Origin of the sequence: Bifidobacterium sp. ESL0690, assembly GCF_029392315.1 — a bacterium.
Classification (GTDB): Bacteria; Actinomycetota; Actinomycetes; order Actinomycetales; family Bifidobacteriaceae; genus Bifidobacterium.
In genome coordinates this window covers 136,627-158,471 of record NZ_CP113939.1, presented here as the reverse complement: position 1 = coordinate 158,471, position 21,845 = coordinate 136,627, and the positions used below count along the sequence as shown (strand labels likewise).

Here is a 21,845-nt window from a genome sequence, read left to right as displayed (position 1 = left end):
TCAGGAATTTCATAATCCGAAATAAGAGAATCAGCTGGATATATTGCATCACTACTTTGAGCAGAATTACGCGAATTTCCACGCCTTAAAGCAGCCTCGCGCATCGCCATCACCTCGGCATGGGCAAGCGGGTCGCCGTCAGCCTCGCGCCGGTTGCGGCCGCGGCCGACAACCCGGCCGTCAGCATCGAGCACGAGAGCACCCACTGGCACTTCGCCCGCGTCCGCTGCCTCTCGCGCCAGATTGAGCGCCTCGCTCATCGCGCTTTGCATACTTGCAGAATCCATGATTCCTAGTCTAAAAGCTGTCCGCAAAGCTTGAGGCATAATGTCGAAATAACGATTCGATATAGTGAATATAGATAGTGTCCGAAATCTCCGAACCAACGAGCAAAACGCAACGAAGCCTACAAGAAAGGAATCGAAATCCGTGGCAATTTTCGAGCTGATTCTCTGCATTCTGGGGGCCGTCGTGCTCTCATCGTTCGTCAGCCGGTTTATCCCGCGAATATCGACCCCGCTCGTCCAGATCGCGCTCGGCGTCGCGCTTGCCTTCCTGCCCGCGTTCCCACACGTCAAACTCGACCCAGAACTGTTCATGGTCCTCTTCATCGCGCCGCTGCTCTACGTTGAAGCGCACGAAATCGACAAGCGGATGCTCTTCAAAACCTTGAAGTTCTCGCTGCCCATGGCCATCGGCCTGGCGCTGGGAACCATGGCCGTGGTCGGGTTCATGCTGCACGCGGTGTGGCCGGTCATTCCGTTGGCGGCCGCGTTCGCGTTGGGTGCGGCGCTCGGCCCGACCGACGCGGTGGCAGTGTCCTCGCTTTCCAGCGAGGCCTCGTTTACCAAGGAACAGGCCGGCATACTGACCGGCGAATCACTTTTCAACGACGCTTCCGGCGTTATCGGCTTCCAGTTCTCGATTCTGGCTGCGGTGACCGGCTCGTTCTCGATGGCCAACGCGACCAAGGATTTTCTGCTCTCGTTCTTCGGCGGGATTATCGTCGGCATTCTGGCAGGCTTCCTCGCCAACTGGATCTTCACACTGGCACGCCAACTGGGCTGGGAAACGATGACGACCAGGATCCTGATGGAATTGTTCCTGCCGTTCCTCGTTTTCCTGAGCGCTGAAGAGCTGCACATTTCCGGCATTCTCGCCGTGGTCGCGTTCGGGCTTACCGTCCATTTCGACCGCAACGGCACCGGCAGACCCAACGTCGCCCGCACCAATATCGTCTCGAACAGCGTATGGACCGTACTTTCCTTCGTCCTGAACGGCACCGTATTCATCCTGCTCGGCATGCAATTGCCAAGCGCGATGCGTGCCAGTTGGCTGAGCCACAATGTCAGCAATGCAGCTTTGGTCGGCATCATTTTCTTGGTTACCGTCGTGGCCATCGCTATCCGGTTCCTTTGGGTATGGCTTATCGCCGCCCCTACGCGCGACCCGCAAACCGGCAAACGTATTACTTTGAAACCGCGTTCTTTGCGCGACGCCGCGGTGATGACCTTCGGCGGGCCAAAAGGCACCATCACCCTCGCGTTGATGTTTACGATTCCATATACCGTCGCTTCCGGCGACGCCTTCCCGATGCGCAACGAACTCATTTTCATCGCTTCCGGAGTTATCGTTTTGACGTTGCTGCTGGCCAATTTCATGCTGCCGCTGCTCGCGCCGGCCAAGGACGACGCCAAGGAATCCGAAAAACTTACGGAAATCACCATCGAAGAGCTCACACGCACCGTGCAGGAGCTTTCGGACCGCGTCACCGACGACAACCGCCGCGTCATTTTGCCGGTTATCGATTCCTACAACAACCGCATCACCCGCCTGCGCCAGCGCATCAGCAGCTTCAACGTCGAGGAATTCGAGACGCTGCAGATCGACGCGCTGCACTGGGAAAAGGACTATGTGCGTCAACGTCTCGAGGACACGCAGGCCGACACCGAAATGAACGAGCACAACCGACAGTTGCAGATCGAGGCGTGCGAACGTATGCTCGACCAGATCATGAATACGTTGCGGCATACTGCCGATAAGAAAACACATCATCGCGCGGTTTCGCAGATTCGCGGGCGCGTACATGCGTTGCGGCGCCAAATTACGACGCTTGCCCGCCGAGCCAATAACAAGTTCCGCCGTACCGCGCCAATGCTCAATGAGAATGAAATCTACTATTATCTGCGAGCCACACAAATCGACGCCATCGATCACGTCATCAACAGGCTTTATCAGGAAATGCGCGAGGACACCTATAAGTCCGAATATTGCACATTGCTGCTGCGCGACTACCAGCGGGCACGGGCCGAACTACGCAGCCGGAAAGACGTTGCTGCCGCCGCGAAGGCCGCTCCGCAAATCGACGAAGTCAAGCACGAGAGCTATTCCATCGAGCTCGGCGTGATTCAGGACATGCTCGATTCCGGAGAGATTACGCGTAATCAGGCGAAACATTTGAGGCGGAACGTTTACGTTATGCAGGTCGATGCCGAGGCTGAACTGTAAGGTCTCTGGCTCGACAACCACACTACTCATTTCTACTTGCATCTTCGCGCGCTTCGGACGCGCTCACCTCGGCCACAAGAAGCCCACAGGGCTAGTGGCGTTGAAAAAACAGACTCTAGTTGGGCTCTTATCGCTCTTTCGCGCTCGAGAATCGCGCTCACCGAACCTACTGGAAGCCCACTGGGCTTCCAGCTTCACGGTTCGGCAAAAGTCGATGCCAGCAAACTAATGCCAAAAACTAAAACCGGATGCAAAAATGGTCGAAGAGAGTTTACTGATAGCGCTGCTCACACCACGCCGGAGGAGATGTTGTTGAGGAGAAGCCACTGGGTGAGGTCGGTGAATTCGGCGGGGCTCACGGCGTGGTCGAGCTGGTGATAGTTCTTCACCGTTAGCCACGTATGCTCCTCAAGCCAAGCAGTTGCACCAAAAATCTCGTACTTCGGCAGCACGTTGTCACGATCGCCGTAACCGTAGAAAACTGGCTTTTCCATATCCGCAAGCCGGTCATCGGCCGGAGCCGTACCCGGAACCTGCGCAGGTGCCACGAATCCCGAAAGCGCCGCGACCGCGCGGTAACGCTCGGGATGTATACGTAAGAGATGAATCGCGAGCGCCGCACCCTGTGAGAACCCAATCGGCACCAGCTCGCGGTCAGGGTCGATATGATCGCCGACCCAGTTGTCGACCGCAGTGGCCGCCGCGAAAATGTCCCTGTCCAAGTCCTCACCGGTGGGCACGCCGTCATGGAACCAGCTATATGCGCCAGACCCACTGCCGAACTCCCCCGGCCCTTCGGCTTGCAAGACCAGCGGCGCACGCAATGAAACGTAATCATTGCCGGGCGCGACGTAACGCATCATCTGTGCCAGATCCTGCTCGTTAGAGCCCCATCCATGCAAACACAGGAACATCGGCCGCGTCGGACGCGCCTTGCCGCCACCCCGGGAATAGACCACATGGGAAATCTTCATCGGCTCGCCGAAACGACCAGGGATGGCGTCGGATTCGCGGCCAATCAGGCCGTTCCCCTCGTTCCCGCTATTTTCCCCGTTCGGCTCGCTTGGTTCGCCGGCATGTACGCTATTCACTGCTTCATCGCTCATAGACACCATGATAAGCGGCAGGCTTCACTGCGGCCGAAAATGTTCACTGGCAGATTCGAGATAAACCTTCGAAATAAAAACTATTCGCCGGAATTGCCGGAGCCAAGTTCCTCCAGCTTGCCGCCCCACTGCTGCTGCAAAGCCTTCATCGCGTCGGTCTTGCCGGCGGCCATCCACAGGCCGCTACTCAGCACGCGTAAATCCTTCTCGTCCACTTTGCTGCCGGCATATTGGCTGATGAGGTTGGGCGCCTGCGAGCGCACCATGTCGCCGTCCATCGAGGCCGCGGCCTTCGTCTGGAACGTGATGAATGCGACCTGCGTCGAACCGCAGAACGACGCGGCTGAAGCACCCGGAAGCTCACTGGAAAGGTCGATGTCCATCCATCCGCTTGAGCACGTTCCGGCAACCTGTTCGATACCCTGCTTCATTTGATTGGCGTCGCCTTCCGGGGCCTTGGTCTTGCCCTGGACCGCCGTGGTCGTCGCGTTTCCATTTGCTGGACTCGTATTGCGCTTAAGCGTTTTGAGCGATATCAGCAGCGCCGCGACAATCAAAATGACAACAAAGATAACAACGATCGCACTGATAATGAAGGACTTACGACGCCGGGCTTTACGCTGCGACTCGGGACTTTGACGACGCAATTCGTTGACGTTGTATTCGTGGGCATTGCCGGGATGAGAACCATTGCGGTCCTGCGGGCGCGAAACACCCGTCTGGTTGCTGCGCTGGTCGGAATCCTCTTTCATTGCGCTTTGTCCCGTCTGCCCGAATCCGTATGTAATCCATACGCAATATTTGCGATTCGCGATTGAAAAACGAGCCTGTGAAATCAACCGTCTTTCGAAATGAACCGTCGGTTTTAAGTCTACCTCGCACGAGCCCAACATGCCGCACACTCGATACCCTGCGCACGGAACCTGCAGAACCGCAGAACCCGTAAGAAAAGAGAAACCCCGGTGCTAGAACGCACCGGGGAAGAGAAGAGAGAAGAAGAAAGGGTTCAGTTATCGGAAAATCCAAATTTCAAGATCACCGGTCAGCTCTTGCTGACAACTCTTATATAACTACACAATCCTTGACGCAAGAATCGGATTAGCTGAAAATTACCTGAAAATTGCGACTATTTTGCCTATTTTTAGGTTTTAATGGCCGATTTCGAGGAAAAATGCCGCGCCCTGCGCCATTCGCAGGTGTCAGACCGCCGCAACGTCTACACTGATAGCAGAACACGCAATTGCCGCGCTGGTCGGACGCGAATTTTCGCAACCGCGTCACGCCGAACGCCGGCAGGAACCCGACATTTGGAGGAACCTATGCTGCTGTCCGATCGCGACATCCTCGCCGCCCAGGCTGACGGCCATATCTCACTGGATCCATGGACGCCCGAAATGGTGCAACCCGCCTCGATCGACGTGCGGCTTGACCGGTATTTCAGGCTTTTCAACAATCACGCCTACACTTACGTCGATCCGGCGGAGAACCAGGGCGACCTTACCGAGCAATTCGAGGTCGGGCCGGACGAACCGTGGATCATGCATCCTGGCGAATTCGCGCTGGCATCCACTTGGGAGTACGTCAAGCTTGACGGCACCATGGCCGCTCGGCTCGAGGGCAAAAGCTCGCTCGGGCGGTTGGGGATTTTGACCCATTCCACCGCTGGGTTCATCGACCCCGGCTTTGAAGGCCACATTACGCTCGAACTTTCGAACGTCAGCACGCTGCCGGTGAAGCTCTGGCCGGGCATGAAAATCGGGCAGATGTGCTTCTTCGAGCTGAGCTCTCCCGCAGCGCACCCGTACGGTTCGACCGGCGTCGGCTCGCACTATCAGGGCCAGCGCGGCCCGACCCCGTCCCGCTCCTACGTCAACTTCTACAAGGCCGAGATCGAGGACTGAAGCCGGATACGACAACAACTGCCGCCCACTGCTTCCATCCCGTCACCGCGTTCCCAGCGTTCGGCCAAACCAGTGAGAAAAGCACCAAAATCGCCGCATAATGGTGCTTTTCTCACTGAAATCGGCTCTTACTGAGGCGAAAAGCACCTTTTTAGGGCATTTTTAGCGCTTTTCTCACGGATTGGCATTCCCGCTGAAGCGAAAAGCACCTTTTCAAGGCGATTTTGGTGCTTTTCGCACTGATTGGCAGCGGAGCGAAAGGTTGGCGCGGGGTGCTGGGACAATTGGGAGCATGGCTAACAAGAAGGGCCCGGTCAAAGGATCGGGCGGAAAACATCGTAACGCGCTGAAAGGCCGGGGGCCGACGCCCAAGGCTGAAGACCGCGTCTATCACAAAGCATATCGCGCAAAACAGCAGAACGAGAAGCGTCGCTTCGCCGATCCGCGACTGGCAGCACGTCGTCGCGCGGCAAGGTACACTTCCGATTCCGACGATCTTGTGGTCGGCCGCAACGCGGTGCTGGAGGCGCTGCGCGTTGGCGTACCAAGCACGCAGCTCTACATCGCCAATCGCATCGAGCACGATGACCGCACCCGTGAAATCGTAAAGCTCGCCGGCATGCAGGGGCTCAACCTGCTCGAGGCCGACCGGCTGGAGATGGACCGCATCGCCCACTCACGCAACCATCAGGGCATCATTTTGAAGGTGCAGCCCTACCAATATCACACGTTGGCGGAGCTGGCTGATCGTGCAGATAAGAAGTCGCACGCCATGGAAGAGGCCGATTCGCAGAGCGCTCGGATCAACGCCCGTCCGCTCTTTATCGCACTCGACGGCGTTACCGACCCGCAAAACCTCGGCGCTGTCATCCGTTCGGCTGCTGCTTTCGGCGCCAACGGTGTCATTTTGCCAGAACGCCGCTCGGCTTCCGTCAATGCTGCGGCTTGGAAGGTTTCGGCTGGCGCGGCTGCGCATCTGCCAGTTGCCCGTGTTGTCAATCTGACCAAGGCCATAGAAGCGTTGAAAGAGCGCGGCTACTATGTGGTCGGTCTCGACGGCGGCGGCGACGCCATCGTCGGCGAAAGCGGCTTCGAGACCGACCCGCTGGTCGTCGTGCTGGGCTCGGAAGGCAAGGGCCTGAGCCGCCTGGTGCGCGAGGCTTGCGATTCCATCGCCGGCATCCCGATTTCCAGCGAAGTCGAATCACTCAACGCTTCCGTAGCCGCAGGCATCAGCCTCTACGCCGTCGCCCGCGCACGCAGCAAGGCCGGAGAAAAGGCCGATAATGCCGAATAGCTGGCAGGAATGACTTCTATCGGATTGACAACATAATCCGCATATGAAAAATCTCCCATGGAACAATTCCAATGGGAGATTTTTCATATCTCAATATAGAAACTTTCAATGGCTCCAAACAGCGGCATCCTGGTCGTATTCTGCCGGATCGTAGCCATCGTCGTCATCGTCGGCACCCAAGCCGTTGCTAGTGTCGCCATCGGTGTCGGTCTTGTCAGCACTCGCCGCTGAATCCGCATTTTTCGCAGCCGAGTCGACCTGCGAGTGAGGACCGGTGCCGGTGCCAGCGTTCGCTTTACGAGTGGCAATCGTGGCCGAATCGGGTTGAGTCGGCCAGATCTCCTCGGGGACATCCGAATCGGTGTCGAGATTGAAATCGTTGCCGGCGGTTTGCGTAACGCCGAGATTACCCAAGCCATCACCCAAATCCATATAATCGCCGCGACCAATGCTGTCGACATCGTCGTTGTCAGCAGCCACAGTGTCGGCGGCATTGGCATTTTCCTCGTCCGATTCCTCACCCGGAACCTCGTCATAGGTCGAACTGTCGTCGACCACGCCCGAATCCGCATCGGCGTTGATTTCGGCGAGCGCCTTCGAGTCGATGTTGTATTGGGGCAGATTGTGCTTGATGTAATCGCTCGCGGCAACAGCCGTGGACACGTCGTGCCCGGCCTTTTCGGCCATAAACCAACGATTCTGCAAGACCTCGTGGAAGAACTGTGCCGGCTCAATCTTGGAGCGGTATTCCTTGGGAATCATGCGCACAACGGGTTCGAAGACCTCGCGCATCCAGTCGGTCGCCACGATTTCCAGTTCCTCGCCGTCACGCCAAGTCGAGGCGCGGTAGGCGTCCAGATCGTTCAAAAGCCGACGTGCCTGGTTCTCCTGCACATCAAGGCCCGTAAGCCGCAGCAGCTTGCGGGAAGCATAACCGGCGTCGACCACGCGCGGCCGCACCAGCACACGCTTGCCGTCGTCGGCGGTTTTGACTTCAAGTTCGTCGACGTCGAAGCCCAAGTCGTTGAGCTTGTTGACACGCTTCTCGATCTTCCACATCTCGTCGGGGCTGAAGTCCTCCTGATCGGTCAGCGCACCCCACAGCGAATCGTAGCGCTCGATGAGTCGGTTGCCAACCTCGACCTCGTCGACCTCGTCGGGCAGCAACTTGCCGGAGCTCAGATCCATCAGTTCGCCGATGATATTGGTACGGGCCAGGTCCATATCGTAGTTGCGCTGGCCTTCGGTAAGGGTTGTGTAGAGCGCGCCGGTTTCCGCGTCGACCAGGAAAGCCGAGAACGCATCGGCATCACGCAGGAAGAGCACGTTGGAAAGCGAGACGTCGCCCCAATAAAAGCCGGAAAGATGCAGACGCACCATGAGCACGGCGAGCGCGTCAATCAGACGGTCGGCGGTGTCGGGACGCAAGTTGCCAGCAAACAACGCACGATAGGGCAACGAGAATTTGAGCTGTTTGGTCACCAGAATAGATTCCAGCGGCTCCCCCTCGCGCGTGTGCCGGCCGGTAACCACGGCAATCGGCGTGACGGTTGGCAGCTCGAGCTTCTGCAGACGGCGCAACAGCTCGTATTCGTGCGCGGCCACGCGGCTGGTGATTTCCTTCATCGCGTAGATCTCGTCGCCGACGTGCACGAAACGCACGACGTGCCGGGAGATGCCTCGCGGCAGGTTCGCGAGCAGTTCCTTGGGCCAGGTTGCGAGCGGTTTCTCCCACGGCAGGGTGAACATTTTCGGGTTCGAGCTCGCGGCGGTAATCTGGAGCGCGTGCGGCTCGGCGACATCCTCATCGCCGGCTTCTGCGGCCGTCACGGACGTCGCCTTCAGCGCTCGCGGGTCCATTTGCATTCCTTGCATCCCACCACTTATTTCCATACTTCTCAATCTACCGCCCGCGTAGGATAGCTCACAAAACAAAACGAGGCCCGCACACAATCAATGTACGGGTCTCGTTCAAGCGGCACGAAGCAAAGAGAGGAAGATACTTCGCCGCACGCTTCAGGCCGAAAACAAATTCCGACTTACTTATTCAGTTATAAAGCCGGTATTCCCAGAATCATCCGAGAATCCCGGCCCTATTAATAACGCAAAACACGAAACGTGAAGAGGCAGATCAGTTCAGGCGCAGCTCGGTGGCCGGGGAGAACAGGTGCATCTTGGACGGATCGATCTTGATCTTGACGGTGTCGCCGACCTTCGGCAGCTGGCGCGGGTTCACGCGAATCGTGGTCAGCTTGTTCTGGTCGGACATCGTGGCAGTGGACTCGGCTGCGGAGCCATCGGTGACGATGTCGCCGTAAATGTAACCGTCAGAGCCCAGATCCTCGACGTTCGCAACCTTCAGCGCGAAAGCGTTCGGGTCATCAGCCGTAGCGAGCGAAGCATCCTCAGGACGGAAGCCGACGACGATGCGGCCCTTGTCTTCCGGAGTGAGCTTGGCAACGGCGTCCTTGTCGAGTTCGATGGTATCGCTGCCAATCTTTGCCCTGCCGTCAACGACCGGATGGGTGTTGATGTTCATGGAAGGCGAGCCGATGAAGCCTGCGACGAAGACGTTCTGCGGCTTGTCATAAAGATCGGTAGGAGCGCCGACCTGCTGGAGGATGCCCAGCTTGATGACGGCGATGCGGTCGCCCATCGTCAGAGCCTCGGTCTGATCGTGGGTGACGTAAAGGGTGGTGACGCCGAGCTGACGCTGCAGAGCGGCGATCTGCGTACGGGTCTGCACACGCAGCTTTGCATCCAAGTTGGAAAGCGGCTCATCCATCAGGAAGACCTTAGGCTTACGAACGATTGCGCGGCCCATAGCGACACGCTGACGCTGACCACCGGAAAGCGCCTTCGGCTTGCGGTCAAGGAACTCGGTCAGATCGAGGACCTTGGCGGCCTCTTCGACGCGCTGACGAATCTCAGCCTTCGGAACGCCGGCGATTTTCAGGGCGAAGCCCATGTTGTCGGCGACGGTCATGTGCGGATACAGTGCGTAGTTCTGGAAGACCATGGCGATATCGCGGTCTTTCGGCTGCATCGTGGTGACGTCCTTATCGCCAATGAAAATCTTGCCTTTATTGACTTCCTCGAGGCCCGCGAGCATACGCAGGGTCGTTGACTTGCCGCAGCCGGAAGGGCCTACGAGCACGAGGAATTCACCATCTTTGATGTCAAGTGAGAGATCGGATACCGAGGGCTCCGTATTGCCCGGGTAGATACGAGTGACATGGTCAAATACGACTTTTGCCATAATTAATATTCCTTTCATCGGCAGGTACGTGCCGAACGATCCGTAGTGAAGGGGTTTTGCATCCACCCGCGAGCCAACTTCGGCAAGCGAACTTCCGCACTTTTCATTCCATTATGAGTGGGGCCTTCCGGGGTTCCTCCCCCTTGAGCTCAAGGCCCACTATACACGTTCGGCGGCAAAATATCGCAACAACACACCTAAAAACGCACAAGCTTGACGCAGAATTGCGGCCGTCACTTGACGTGGCCGTGAAACCACGGAAAATAGCGACAAAAACAGCATAAAAGTGAGGTTATTTTTATGCTGTCAATGAAAAGTCAACACGTTATTCTTTTTTAATAATTTTTTTGAAAAATTTTTAAAAAATGTTTGACGTAAACTTTTGACAATATTTTAACTCTACGCTTTTCAAAAATTTTACTTACTTTTATCAACGATATGTCATAGACATATTTTTCGTAACACAAGTAGCAGTAAGCCTTGCTATCAATAGGGTTATACGATCATTATTGCGACACATGTCGCCATCAGAAAAGTATCGTAAACACGATTTAACGCAGTGTACGTCAACGTCAAACGTAATCACTATTTTGAGGGTCTTACTTTTTTTACGTTATTATCGGAAAATAAGAACATGACAAAAACAAATACACAAAGCAAGCAAATCAACTGGCTACGCAGAATCACCCACGATGACTCCATCAACAGCATCGCCAGGCGCACCCACATCCCATACGCAACGCTCTACAAGCGCTTCCAGTGCGACGAACTGACGACCAACGAGATCATCACCATCGCCCGCAGCTACAGCATCAACCCGATCAACGCCTTGGTGGACACCGGGGTGCTGAGCACCGACGAAGCTTCCGGCGTGCGCGGCAGCAACTCGCTGAGGCTGTGCAGCATCGAATCCCTCGCGGAGGAAATCGTGCGTCGCAGCAGCGAAGGCGCCGCAGCGCCGCTCAACAGCGTCAGCGTCGCCTGAAAGAAAGTCCGGAAGTCCCGATACTCAGCCAAGCCAATCTCTAGCGAACGTCGCCCGAAAAAGACGAAGTGGTCCAAGAGCGGCAAACCGTCTTGACGAGAACATAGCTTCGCCGGGAAGGAACCAAAAAGCCTTCACGCCGAAGCTTCACCGTTTCAACGAAGAAGTATCCCGAAAAGGCGAACGACTTTGACGAAAAGAAAACCGAAAGCCTCCCGCTGAAACAACGTCACCGAATGGCTCCTTATATATAAGGAATCTCCCTCTATATATAAGGAGCCATTCCGTCTCCTCAGTCCTTGGCGTGCAGCACCTTGAGCATGTTGACCCTCGCGACGCTTGCCGCCACATAGAAAGCCAAGAGGAATGTAACCGTCGCAATCAGCAGTATCGGGAACACGAATTGTCCAACGGTGAGGCGCGGGTTGAACATCATCGTTTCCGGCGCGATCATGTCAATCATGCGTCGATGCAGCAGGATGCCGACCCCCGCGCCGAGCACAATGCCGACGACCGTCAGCGCAAGGGTTCCGCGGTAGACGTACATCGTGGCCTCACGATTGTAATACCCCAGAACCTTGATAGTGCCGAGCTCCCGTCTGCGTTCCGAAATGTCGAGATTGTTCAGATTATAAAGAATGACGATGCAAAGCAGCACCGAGATGACGATCAGCGCCTTCATCAACAGGTTCAGCGCGCGCAAGAGCATATCCGTCTGATTGAGGAGCAGCGAATTCTGCGCAACCTGCGTGATGCCGTCGAGCGCCATGAACCTGGCCGCCTCGCGCTTGCCATTGGCGGGACTGCGGTCTTTCAAACTGATCATGTCGGCGTTCGGCGAGTAATCCTGATGGAATATTTTCTCGTAAGATTGAGCATTCATGAAGACGAAATGGCCGAAATACATCTCGCATATCCCGCTGACAGGGACCACGCGATCATGCCCGCCGGAATCATGGATGATGATATTGTCGCCCACCTTGACCTTGTTGAGCTTCGCGAGTCGCTCGGAAATCACGGCACCATAATTATCCAGGTCAAGGTGACGGCCGCTAGCCCTCTCGTGAAGGTCGACGTAACCGTTAAACGACGAGGAATTTTTGGCTGCGATAACCGTCAGATCTTGTTTGTTACGATACGGGCCGGCCTCCATCGTACTTTTCTCATAGCGAATCGGGGAGTACCGTTTGACATCGCTGCTTTGCAACTCCTCGGATATCTGCCTTGTCTGGCCTTTAGGGATGTTGTCGCTGTGCGCAGCGATGAGATCATACTGTATGACGCTTCCATATTGCAGACCATTGATTGAGTCGACTGAACGCAGCACCCCGACACCGGCAACCAGCATGGCAACCGCACCGGCCACGCCGATTATCGTGGTGATGGTACGTGTCTTATAACGGAAAATGTTGCGCAAGGTGATCTTGTTCTTGAAATTAAGCTTGTCCCAGAACCACCCGACTTTTTCCAAAGCGATGGAAGCTCCTCCTTTCGGAGGTTTCGGCGCGAGCAGTGCGCTCGTTTTTTCCTTGAGCTGTCGATGGGCCGCGATGTAAGCGGGCAGCACGGTGGCCGCGAACGCAAGGACGAGCGCGACCAAGGTGGCCACCACCCCGACCTGCAGACGCGCCGGCGGCACATCGAAGCCGAGACGGTACGCGGAATAGATGATTCTCGGCATCAGCAGCTGCCCGCCCACGGCACCGGCGATGCCGCCGACCAAGCCCGCGGCGAAACCGTAGACGACGAACTTCTTCATCACATCCCAGTCGGAATAGCCGAACGCCTTGAGCGTTCCCGCGCCCACCCGTTCCTCGTCGACGAAGCGTGTCATGGAGGTGAAAGTCAGCAGCGCGGCGATCAGATACATGAATATCGGGAAGATGCTGCCGAGCGAATCGGTAATCTTCGAAATGGAATCATAAGTAACATATCCGGAAGCTGCAGGAGCGTCACGCCTTGAATATATGGAGTAAGTGGGCAGAGCGGAAGTCGGGTCGCTTGGAACTGTGGGGCGGGAAGCAAAACCGGATCTCGAACCGCGCGCGAGGCCGGTCGCAGAACCTGAAGCGGAACCTGCGTAAGGCGGAGCGAGCGAAGGCAGAGAGAGGCCACCGTCAGAGTCCTCAAGCGAATCAGAAAGCAGATCCTTTTCCTGCTGGACCTTCTTGTCGTAATCATTGGAAACATGGTTCGTCATATCATCGAGAGCCTTGCAACGCAGTCTCGCGATATTGTAGGGCGTCGAAGCGAAGGATTGCGGAACGACCACGCCATAGCCGTCAAGCGAACCCGAGCCCGAATCCGAAAGACCTCGATTGACACTACCGACGATTTCCACGGAATCGACCACACCGGTTACCTTGAATTCGTCGCTCCTGAGCATCATTTCGCCGTCCGCGCCGGGTTTCTCAAGGAAAGTGATGGTGGAACCTACCGGGTGCTTTTGGGCTTCCTTGGCATCGATGGCGATTTCACCGGCACGTTGTGGCATGGAACCGCTGCGCAAGGAGTAAGTGGAGATGCTTGGTGTCGTCGAAAAGATGCGTATGCTTTCGTCGCGTTGGTTGACGGCGACATCCTTAAAGAAGCCGTATTCGACTTTGCTGACGCCGGGAGCACGCTTTATCGCTCTCATCTGGGAATAGTCGAGACCAGTTTTGCTCATCACCGTAAGATCGGCAAGCTGGTGCTGCTCGAAGTACTGGTCGGCTGTGCTGCGCATTTCCGGCCCAGTGACATTGAGACCGACGAGGACAAACGAACCGAGCGCGACCATACAGACAATCGAGATGAAACGGCCCAGCGACTTGCCCAGCGAGCGGCGGGTGTCCCTGCGGAGCATGCGATGCGACATCTTGTGCGCGCCGCCGAATTGGAGATCTTCCCAGCTCTGCGAATGACGTCTGAAGACGGGGGCCTTGGTTGCGGACGCGCTTCCGCCGCTGGATTGCGATGCGGAAGAAGGAACGGCACCGAGCTCTGAGGAGGAGTGGGAGCGCCGGGAGAACCGCGAGACACGCTTGGGGCGAGGCAGCGGAACCACGCCGCCGGCGATTTCACCACCGCTTGAGGCCCATGGGTCGTATTCCGCCCACGTATGCGAGGCGCGCACCGGCGGCAGTTCGGGCTGCGGCTGGGGCTGGAGCGTTTGCGGCTGTGACAATTGCTGGGTTTGAGCTGGCTGCTGAGGTTGGGTTTGAGCTTGACTTGACTGCTGCGTTTGCGGCAACTGCCGGGACTGGGTTTGGCTCAGCTGTGGGGGTTGAGCCTGCGGCAATTGCTGAGACTGCTCGTCCTGACTCGATGGCCGAGCTTGAGTTTGCACGGGCTGCTGAGGTTGAGGCTGCCGCAGCTGTCGGGATTGCTGAGACTGCTCCGGCTGAGACTTTACCTGCTCCGGTTGTGGCTCTACTTGCGGCAATTGCTGAGGCTGGCCAGGGAACCGGGACGATAGCAAAGTCCGGTCAGACAGCAAAGTTTGATCAGACAGCTCCGCCTGCTCCGGTTGAGCCTGAACCTGTTCCGTCTGCGGCTCTACCTGCGGCAATGGCTGGATTTCGCTTGGCTGCTGAGGCTGAGCCTGCTGATCTTGATTGGATTGCTGAACCTGCGTTTGCGGCAACTGCTGAGTCTGACCGGATTGCCGAATCTGCTGCGGCTGAGGCAACGGCATGGCTTGCGGGGCCTCGAAATGAGGAAGGCCATGGCGAGGCTTAGGCAGCGGAACCGAATCGGCCATTCCACCACCGGCAACCTCACCACCGGTAGACGCCCACGGGTCGTACTCCGCCCACGTATGCGTGGCATGAACCGGTTGCAATGCCGGCTGTGCAGTTTGAGGCTGCCCGAGCTCCTCCGTCATCTCTTCCAGCCCTGACGACGGCTCCTGCTCTTGCGACTGCTCCGGCTGACTCTGCTCCGTTTGCTCAGAGTCACTACCCTGTGGCTGCACCTCTGCGGCTTGCTCAGGCTGTTCAAGCTGTTCAAGCTGTTCAGGCTGTTCAGACTCCTGGACCTTTGGGCTTTCCTCCGGCTGCCGCTTCTCCTGTGCCGATACTGGTTGCGGTTTTTGCGGCTCCTGCTTGGACTGCTGCTTCTGCGTTACCTCTTGTTGTTCTGGCGACTCCTGCTTCTGCTGCGGCTGCACTTCCCCGGCTTGCTGAGGCTGCGCAGACTTCTGATCTTGCGGAGTTTCCCGCGGCTGCTGCTTCTGTGGAGCCGCTTGTTTTTGTGGCGTCTCTTGCTGCTGCGGCGTCTCTTGCTGCTGCGGCTTCTGGACTTCCGAGCTTTCCTCCGACTGCTGCTTCTGCTGCACTGACGCCTGCTGCGCCTTTTGCGATTTCCGCTGCTTCGATGCCTTTTTCTCAGATGTCTTTTGCGACTTCGACTGCGCAGTTTGCAGAGATTGCTCGGGCTGCTGTGACTTCTTACCTTTTTGCTTTTTCCGCGACTGCTGCTTCTGTTCCGACACCGGTAGCGGTTTTGATTCCTGTTTTTCCTGCGGCTTCTGGGCTTGTGAAGGCTCCTGCTTCAGCACCGAGGCCTGCTGCGACTGAATCTGCCCAGTTTCCTCAGAACCCTCAGGAGATTGTGGCTTCTGAGCCTTCAGGGTTTCTTGCGGCTGCTGCTTCTGTTCTGGCTTTTCTCGCTTTAACGACTCCTGCTTCTGAAGCCCAGCCTGCGTAATTTCCTGAGATTCCTCAGACTGCTGAGGCTGCTGCGATTGTTCCGATTGCTCCGGCTGAATCTGCTTGGTTTCCTGAAGTTCCTTGGATTGCCGCGGCTTCTGGCTCTTCGGACTTTCTTGTGGCTGCTGTTCTTGCTCCTGGTTTTCAAGTTTTTGAGGTTGCTGTTGCGGCTTAATCTGCGCGATTTGCTCAGGCTGCCTAGACTCCTGCTCCTGTTGCAACGGTTGCTGCTGCGACGACTCTAGCTTTTGCACGGGCACCGGTTGCTTTTCAACCCGCTCGGCTGGCTGAGGTTGCTGCAGCTTTTGTGGCTGCGCGTGATGCTCCCACTTCGCAGTTTGCCGAGGCTTTCTCAGCTGTTGCTGCGGTTGTTGCTGCTGAGGATGAATTTGCTTAGTTTGCTCAGACTGCTGCGGCTGCTGCTCCGACACCTGTTGCGCCTGAGGCCGGTTTGGCTGCTGCGGCTGAGGCCGCGTAGTCTGCTGCAGTTGCGCAGGCTGCTGCTTTTGTACCGATGTCTGTGGAGCACGTTTCAGCTGTGATTGCTGCTGCTGCGGCTGAACCTGAGCCACTTGCTTGGGCTGAACAGGCTCCTGCTGCTGCAGAGGCTTTTGCATGGACTTCTGTTGTTGCAGAATTTCCGAGATTTCCAGAGGTTTCCCAAGCTCTTCCAGCCATTGCTTCTGTGACACCTTCGGCTTGTGCGGCTGCGCTGGCGTGGATTCCTGCTGCCCCCTAGGCTGCGTCGGCTGCCCGAATTGCTGCTCTCGCTGTAGGCGCTGTGCCTGGCGCTCCTGCTGCGCTTTTCGAGCGCGCTGCTCCTGCTGTTGCTGCTCCAGCGCATGCCGCAGCGAAATCCTTACATTGTATTGTTCGGTTGTTTCCGTTTTCTTCCTGCTGCCATCAGGTTGACGCAGATCAACCGTCCATTCCGAGGGCTGTGAATCACCATTTTCCAAGAATGGCACAACATCCGTTTTCGGCTGCGCGGGCTTTTCAACCGTCCGTGAGTTCGGCGGAAAGATGACGGTTTCCGAGAAATCCTGATCCGGTCCGCCAGCAGGCTCAGCTTTAGCAGGCAAATTGAGAATGGCCGGAGCCGCTTGAGATTCGGCTTTAGGCTGGGTTGGCGCAGCTGGCTTCGTAGGCTCAACCGGTTTCCTGTACTCGGCTGGATTCCCGAGTACGGCCTGCTTCATAGGCTCAACTGGCTTCCCAGATGCAGACAGCCTGCTAGATTCAACCGGCTTATTCGGCACGGCTGGCTTCTCAGATACGACTGGATTCCTAGACTCAGCCTGCTTATTGGGCTCGGCCGGCTTCTCTGGTACGGCTAGCTGCTCGGGTTGGGACGACTTTTTCGGTACAGACGGTTTATTGGACTCTACAGACTTCTTAATCTCAGGAGACTTCTTAACCTCGACAAACTTCTTCGCATCAGGTGACGGTTTAGATGCTACCTGCTTTTCAGAAGCTAGCCGCTTTTTTGCCTCAGCCGCCTTTGAAGATTCAGTTGACTTATTGGCTGTAACTGGCTTCCTAGACTTTGCTGACTTCTCAGATACGGACGGCTTATCGTGTTCAACGGCCTTTTCGGCCACGACAGATTTCCGAGCCTTAGCCACTTTATTCGACGCAGCCGGTTTCCTAGTTGTAGCCGCCTTCTTAGGCTCAGCCAGCTTCTCAACTACGGTCGGTTTTTCGGTATCAACCGGCTTCTTAGATACGGTTGGCTTCCCAGACTTGACCGACTTCTTCGGCGCAGCCTTTTTCTCAGATACTGTTTGCTTCCTAGATTCAGCCTTCTTATTCGCAGCTGACCTCTTAGAGGCAACTCGTTTCTTGGATTCACCCGGCTTCTTGGGCTCAGCAGCTTTTTCGACTACGTGTAGTTTCTTGGCTTCAACTGGCTTCTCAGAGTGGGCTAATTCCTTGGCCTTGGCCTCGGTCGGGTTCTCAGACGCAATCGGCTTTCTGGACTCAACCGGATTCTTCGGTGCGTCCCGCTTACTAAGCTCAGTTACCTTATTGGGCGCAGACGATTTCTTAGTGGCAGTTGACTTCTTAGACTCAGCTGACTTTTCGGACACAGCCGGTTTTCTGAACTCAACCGGATTCTCAGGCGCAGCCGATTTCCTTACCCAAACCAGCTTCTTGGGCCTGGCCGCATTTTTAGGCACAGCCAGCTTCTTAGATGCAGCTGGCCTCTTAGCTGCAACTGCTTTCTTCGGTTCAGGCGATTCCTCAGCTACGGCCCGCTTCTTTGGCCCGGCTGCCTTCTTTGGCTGAGCTGACTGCTTAGGCTCAGCTGACTTATTCGTCATAACCGGCCTTTGAACCGGAACTGACTGCTTGATTTCAACCGGCTTCTCAGAGACAACGGGCTTCCCCGACACCGGCTGTCTCTTCGGCGCAGCCGACTCCTTGGGCTCAGCCGGCTTTGCAGGCGTCACCGGCCTCTCGGGTATAGCAGGCTTCTCAGCAACAACTGGCTTTCTGGTCTCAACTGGCTTTTCAGTCGCAACCGCAGTTCGCTTCGGCTCAGCCTGCTTCTTGGGCTCAGACAATCTATCAGGCATGCTTGGCTTTTGGATCTCAGCTGGCTTATTGGCCGCAACCGGCTTCTCTGATGTAGTCGGCTTCTCAGACACGGCCGTCTTTCTAGACTCAACTGGTTTCTCAGTTTTAGCCAGCTTCTCAGTCTTAGCAGCAGCTCGTCTCGGCTCCGCCTGCTTCTTCGACACAGCAGAGGCCCTGTGCACAACCGGTTTCACATCCCAGATCAGCTTCGTCGCCTCGGGTGCAACGCCCCCCTGAGCTTCGGCCGACTTCCTGGTTTTAGCCGCACTATTCTTCTCGGTCTCGGCTAATTTCTTGGCCTCGGCCATCTTCTTCGACTTTTTACCCTTGGACGAATGCTTCTTCTTACTCTTTGTACCGGAAACAGAATCCTGGTAAACGTCTTTATGAGAATTTTTGGATTTCACAATCACCACTCCAGCTGGTCGATATCGCACGGATCGGGATTTCGCCTGACGTCGGTGACGCGGGCGTCGTGCATGCTGACGACGCGGTCGGCCATGGGGGCGAGCGCGGAATTATGGGTCACGATGACCACGGTCGCGCCATGCTTGCGACTCATGTTTTGCAGGATATGCAGCACCTGCTTGCCCGTTTTGTAGTCGAGGGCCCCGGTCGGTTCGTCACATAGGAGGATTTTTGGTCTTTTCGCAACAGCACGCGCGATGGCAACCCGCTGCTGTTCGCCGCCAGAAAGTTGAGAAGGGAAGTTGTCGCAACGGTCGCCAAGGCCGACGCTCTCCAACACCTTTCTGGAATCGTAGGCATACGGAACGATGTCGGAGGCGATTTCAACGTTTTCCAGTGCAGTCAGGTTGGGAACTAAATTATAAAACTGGAAAACAAAACCGACATCGAGGCGGCGGTATTCGGTGAGTTCCTTGGTACTGTATTCGGCGATGTTTTCGCCGTCAATAATCACGTCGCCTTCATCGCAGCCGTCCATGCCACCGATGACGTTGAGCAACGTCGATTTCCCGGTGCCGGAGGCTCCAATAATCACAACCAGCTCACCTTGAAGAATAGAAAAACTAACATCGTTATTCGCAACCACGCTTCCAGCACCACTATTATATCGTTTGACTTCATGAATTACATCGATATAACCCATTCCGCTCTCTCCTCAAAAACCGAACACGTACCCAATCCTTAGAATAAATATTATCATTATATAATGAATAACGGCTTTTTTAATTAGATAATTATCGCATCTTGTTATTATAAATCATAAATGTGAACAAAAGAGTTTAAAATATTGTATAAATGCAATGAGTTCTATGGCATTTACTCTCAGAGAATGACGAAAAGCCAACCCACGGTTCGCATAAAAGGTTAATCGTTGCACTAGCAACCCCGGTTCCCAGCACCGCCGCCAAGGCTCCAATTGTGGTCTGACGGTACTAACTTGACCATGACCACCGATTTGGCGCCTCTTGCCGGTTTGCAGAATCTGACGACTTTCGATTATTCGTTTGTGAACGGCGACGGCAAGTGCCCGAAGAACATCGAAAAACTCACGCAAATCAAGAATCTCATCATGCGCTATGACGATATCGAGGACATCTCGGCTCTCAAAAGCATGACATCCGAATAGATCCATACCCACCACCAAACACCACAACGCAGCGGATATTCACTGTACCGCGTATTCATTTGATGCACGGTTAAGGCAAACGTTTGATAATTGTAAGATTTTGTAATAACTTTGCGCCGCAATGTTGGTTTACGGAAAAATAAACTAATTCTGCTTTAGCCGAAACTTGTTGTAAGTCACAATCCACTCAATCCTGCATTCTCACCCCGCAGTCCCCAGCACCAGCTTCGACGTCGCAAATCCAAGCGAGAGAGGCATTCAACACCCTTAAAATCGCGTAATATCAAGAAAACGAAACGAAAGTCAAATGACGATACGGCGAAAAACTCGTTTGCCAATGTAATCAAATTATAGTAAAATTTAACTTTCCATAACGTTTGCGTATGACTTTTCTCTCTTTTACATCAAACGTTTCAGTTTTGCTGATTACTTTTTAAGGTTAGACATCGCATAATAAGTACATGAACGAAAATACGAGTAACAATCCAATCGAATGGCTCAAGCGCATCACGCACAACGACTCCATCAATAAGATCTCGCGTCTGAGCGGAATTCCTTATACGACCCTTTACAAGCGCTTCCAATCGAATATGCTGACCACCGACGAGATCATCGCAATCGCCCGCGGTTACGGCATCAACCCCGTCGAGGCGCTGGTCCAAAACCACGTCATCGACACGGACGAGGCCACCGACGTGCGCGGCAACAACGCACTGCGGCTCAGCAGCATCAGCGACATCGCCAGGGAAATCGTGCGCCGCAACGACTCAACCAGCGGCCTGGCCGCCATCAAAAAAGCCCAAGAATCGAGTGACGGCGAAAAGGGCGAAGCGAATCCGGCGGACAAGGCCTAAAAGATTAAGGCCGGAAATCGAAGAACATGTAAGCGGGACTGCGCACGTCACGGCCCCGCTTACATGTCGATAAGCGGGCAGAATCCGACTTCGGCGAACACGTTAGGCTCCGTTCAACCGTCGACGTCAATAGGCAGAAGCAGGATTGAAAGCCACACCATTGTCGCTCAATCGTCATCAGATGAGTAAACCTCGAGACCTCACTGCGGTCCGGTGCCATCATCTGAGCAACCTATGAAATCTAGCGAAATTGCAATGATTAAACATCAATAAAGCCAAAAGCACTATTTTGCATTAGACAAAAAGCATTGATTACGCTAATAACTTAATCAATACGGTTATGAACGTTTTATTTAATTTTTTTAAAAAATTAAATAAAACGGTTGACGTTTGCCGAGCACACAAATAGTCGTCCTTTTGTTGACTCTTTGCGAGACATGAAGCCCACACTTTCGTTTAATTTTAGTCCAAAATCATTATTATTTCAACGTTTTATTGCAATATTAGGCAAAATAGTTTTCTCGACAAACAGTCTGCACAAATACCATCAAATAAAAATATTCTCAATAACATCAAACGTTTTATGAAATTTTATTCCTTACATTTTCTCCCGAATTATCGGAAAATAAAAACATGGAAAAAATTCGACATAATCACATTGAATGGCTACGAGAAATCACCCACGACGATTCCATCAACCGAATCTCACAACAGGCGGGCATCCCCTATGCCACTCTTTATAAGCGCTTCAAGTCGGGCGAACTGGCGACCGACGAAATCATCGCCATCGCTCGCAGCTATGGCATCAACCCCGTTGATGCGATGGTCAAGACCGGCCTTATCAGCAACGAAGAAGCTTCGGGCGTGCGTGGGGACAACGCCTTGCGTCTTTGCAACATCGAATCGATCGCGAAGGAAATCGTCCGCCGCGATGCCGAGAAAACGCAACTGACCGGTAACGACAAGAACAAGAACGCTCAGTCCGCCACGACAAAGGCTGCCTGAACATTAGTTCATAGACTTCATACGGGTTGACGACAATCAAGTCGCCAGCCCGTTTTTATATGCCT

The 21,845-nt window shown here is 55.0% G+C and carries 13 protein-coding genes and 2 pseudogenes; 8 read left to right on the top strand and 7 right to left on the bottom strand.

What is annotated here, in order from left to right; genetic code table 11:
* Positions 1-77: 77 nt before the first annotated feature.
* Positions 78-272, bottom strand: a pseudogene (locus OZX62_RS09985) (deaminase); the annotation flags it as partial.
* A 157-nt stretch (positions 273-429) separates the two neighbouring features.
* Here OZX62_RS09985 and OZX62_RS00560 point away from each other — a divergent pair.
* Positions 430-2,508, top strand: coding sequence for a Na+/H+ antiporter (locus tag OZX62_RS00560; RefSeq protein WP_277176123.1), 2,079 nt, complete (start codon positions 430-432; stop codon positions 2,506-2,508).
* A 287-nt stretch (positions 2,509-2,795) separates the two neighbouring features.
* Here the strand turns inward: OZX62_RS00560 and OZX62_RS00555 are convergent, their stop codons facing one another.
* Both OZX62_RS00555 and OZX62_RS00550 read right to left on the bottom strand, forming a co-directional pair.
* Positions 2,796-3,614, bottom strand: coding sequence for an alpha/beta hydrolase-fold protein (locus OZX62_RS00555; protein WP_277176122.1), 819 nt, complete (start codon positions 3,612-3,614; stop codon positions 2,796-2,798).
* Positions 3,615-3,694: 80 nt separating this feature from the next.
* Complete coding sequence (locus tag OZX62_RS00550; protein ID WP_277176121.1) at positions 3,695-4,366, bottom strand: hypothetical protein; 672 nt, start codon at positions 4,364-4,366, stop codon at positions 3,695-3,697.
* 567 nt (positions 4,367-4,933) lie between these two features.
* Between OZX62_RS00550 and dcd the strand changes: the two genes are divergently transcribed.
* Positions 4,934-5,515 carry a dCTP deaminase gene (gene dcd / locus OZX62_RS00545; RefSeq protein WP_277158530.1) on the top strand — a complete coding sequence of 194 codons (582 nt, stop codon included), beginning with the start codon at positions 4,934-4,936 and terminating at the stop codon, positions 5,513-5,515.
* Positions 5,516-5,807: 292 nt separating this feature from the next.
* A complete protein-coding gene (gene rlmB / locus OZX62_RS00540) occupies positions 5,808-6,812 on the top strand; it encodes a 23S rRNA (guanosine(2251)-2'-O)-methyltransferase RlmB (RefSeq protein ID WP_277176120.1) in 1,005 nt (334 codons plus the stop codon).
* Between the two features lie 528 nt (positions 6,813-7,340).
* Here rlmB and OZX62_RS00535 read toward each other — a convergent pair.
* Together OZX62_RS00535 and ugpC are read right to left on the bottom strand one after the other, a co-directional pair.
* Positions 7,341-8,705, bottom strand: a pseudogene (locus OZX62_RS00535) (DUF4032 domain-containing protein); the annotation flags it as partial.
* A gap of 238 nt (positions 8,706-8,943) precedes the next feature.
* Positions 8,944-10,071, bottom strand: a complete 1,128-nt coding sequence (ugpC, locus tag OZX62_RS00530) for a sn-glycerol-3-phosphate ABC transporter ATP-binding protein UgpC (protein ID WP_277158528.1) — start codon at positions 10,069-10,071, stop codon at positions 8,944-8,946.
* 634 nt (positions 10,072-10,705) lie between these two features.
* Between ugpC and OZX62_RS00525 the strand changes: the two genes are divergently transcribed.
* Entirely contained in the window at positions 10,706-11,056 is a 351-nt protein-coding gene (locus OZX62_RS00525; protein ID WP_277158527.1) for a hypothetical protein, read from the top strand.
* A 292-nt stretch (positions 11,057-11,348) separates the two neighbouring features.
* Here the strand turns inward: OZX62_RS00525 and OZX62_RS00520 are convergent, their stop codons facing one another.
* Positions 11,349-16,946, bottom strand: coding sequence for an FtsX-like permease family protein (locus tag OZX62_RS00520; RefSeq protein ID WP_277176119.1), 5,598 nt, complete (start codon positions 16,944-16,946; stop codon positions 11,349-11,351).
* 178 nt (positions 16,947-17,124) lie between these two features.
* Here OZX62_RS00520 and OZX62_RS00515 point away from each other — a divergent pair, with 178 nt between their 5' ends.
* Positions 17,125-18,036 carry a hypothetical protein gene (locus tag OZX62_RS00515; RefSeq protein WP_277176118.1) on the top strand — a complete coding sequence of 304 codons (912 nt, stop codon included), beginning with the start codon at positions 17,125-17,127 and terminating at the stop codon, positions 18,034-18,036.
* A gap of 700 nt (positions 18,037-18,736) precedes the next feature.
* Here the strand turns inward: OZX62_RS00515 and OZX62_RS00510 are convergent.
* Complete coding sequence (locus tag OZX62_RS00510) at positions 18,737-19,438, bottom strand: ABC transporter ATP-binding protein (protein ID WP_277176117.1); 702 nt, start codon at positions 19,436-19,438, stop codon at positions 18,737-18,739.
* A gap of 294 nt (positions 19,439-19,732) precedes the next feature.
* Here OZX62_RS00510 and OZX62_RS00505 point away from each other — a divergent pair, with 294 nt between their 5' ends.
* The 3 genes from OZX62_RS00505 to OZX62_RS00495 all read left to right on the top strand — a co-directional run bounded on the left by OZX62_RS00505 (position 19,733) and on the right by OZX62_RS00495 (position 21,780).
* Complete coding sequence (locus OZX62_RS00505; RefSeq protein WP_277176116.1) at positions 19,733-19,921, top strand: hypothetical protein; 189 nt, start codon at positions 19,733-19,735, stop codon at positions 19,919-19,921.
* Between the two features lie 461 nt (positions 19,922-20,382).
* On the top strand, positions 20,383-20,775 hold the full coding sequence (locus tag OZX62_RS00500; protein WP_277176115.1) for a hypothetical protein: 393 nt from the start codon (positions 20,383-20,385) through the stop codon (positions 20,773-20,775).
* Between the two features lie 633 nt (positions 20,776-21,408).
* Entirely contained in the window at positions 21,409-21,780 is a 372-nt protein-coding gene (locus OZX62_RS00495; RefSeq protein ID WP_277176114.1) for a hypothetical protein, read from the top strand.
* Positions 21,781-21,845: the final 65 nt, after the last annotated feature.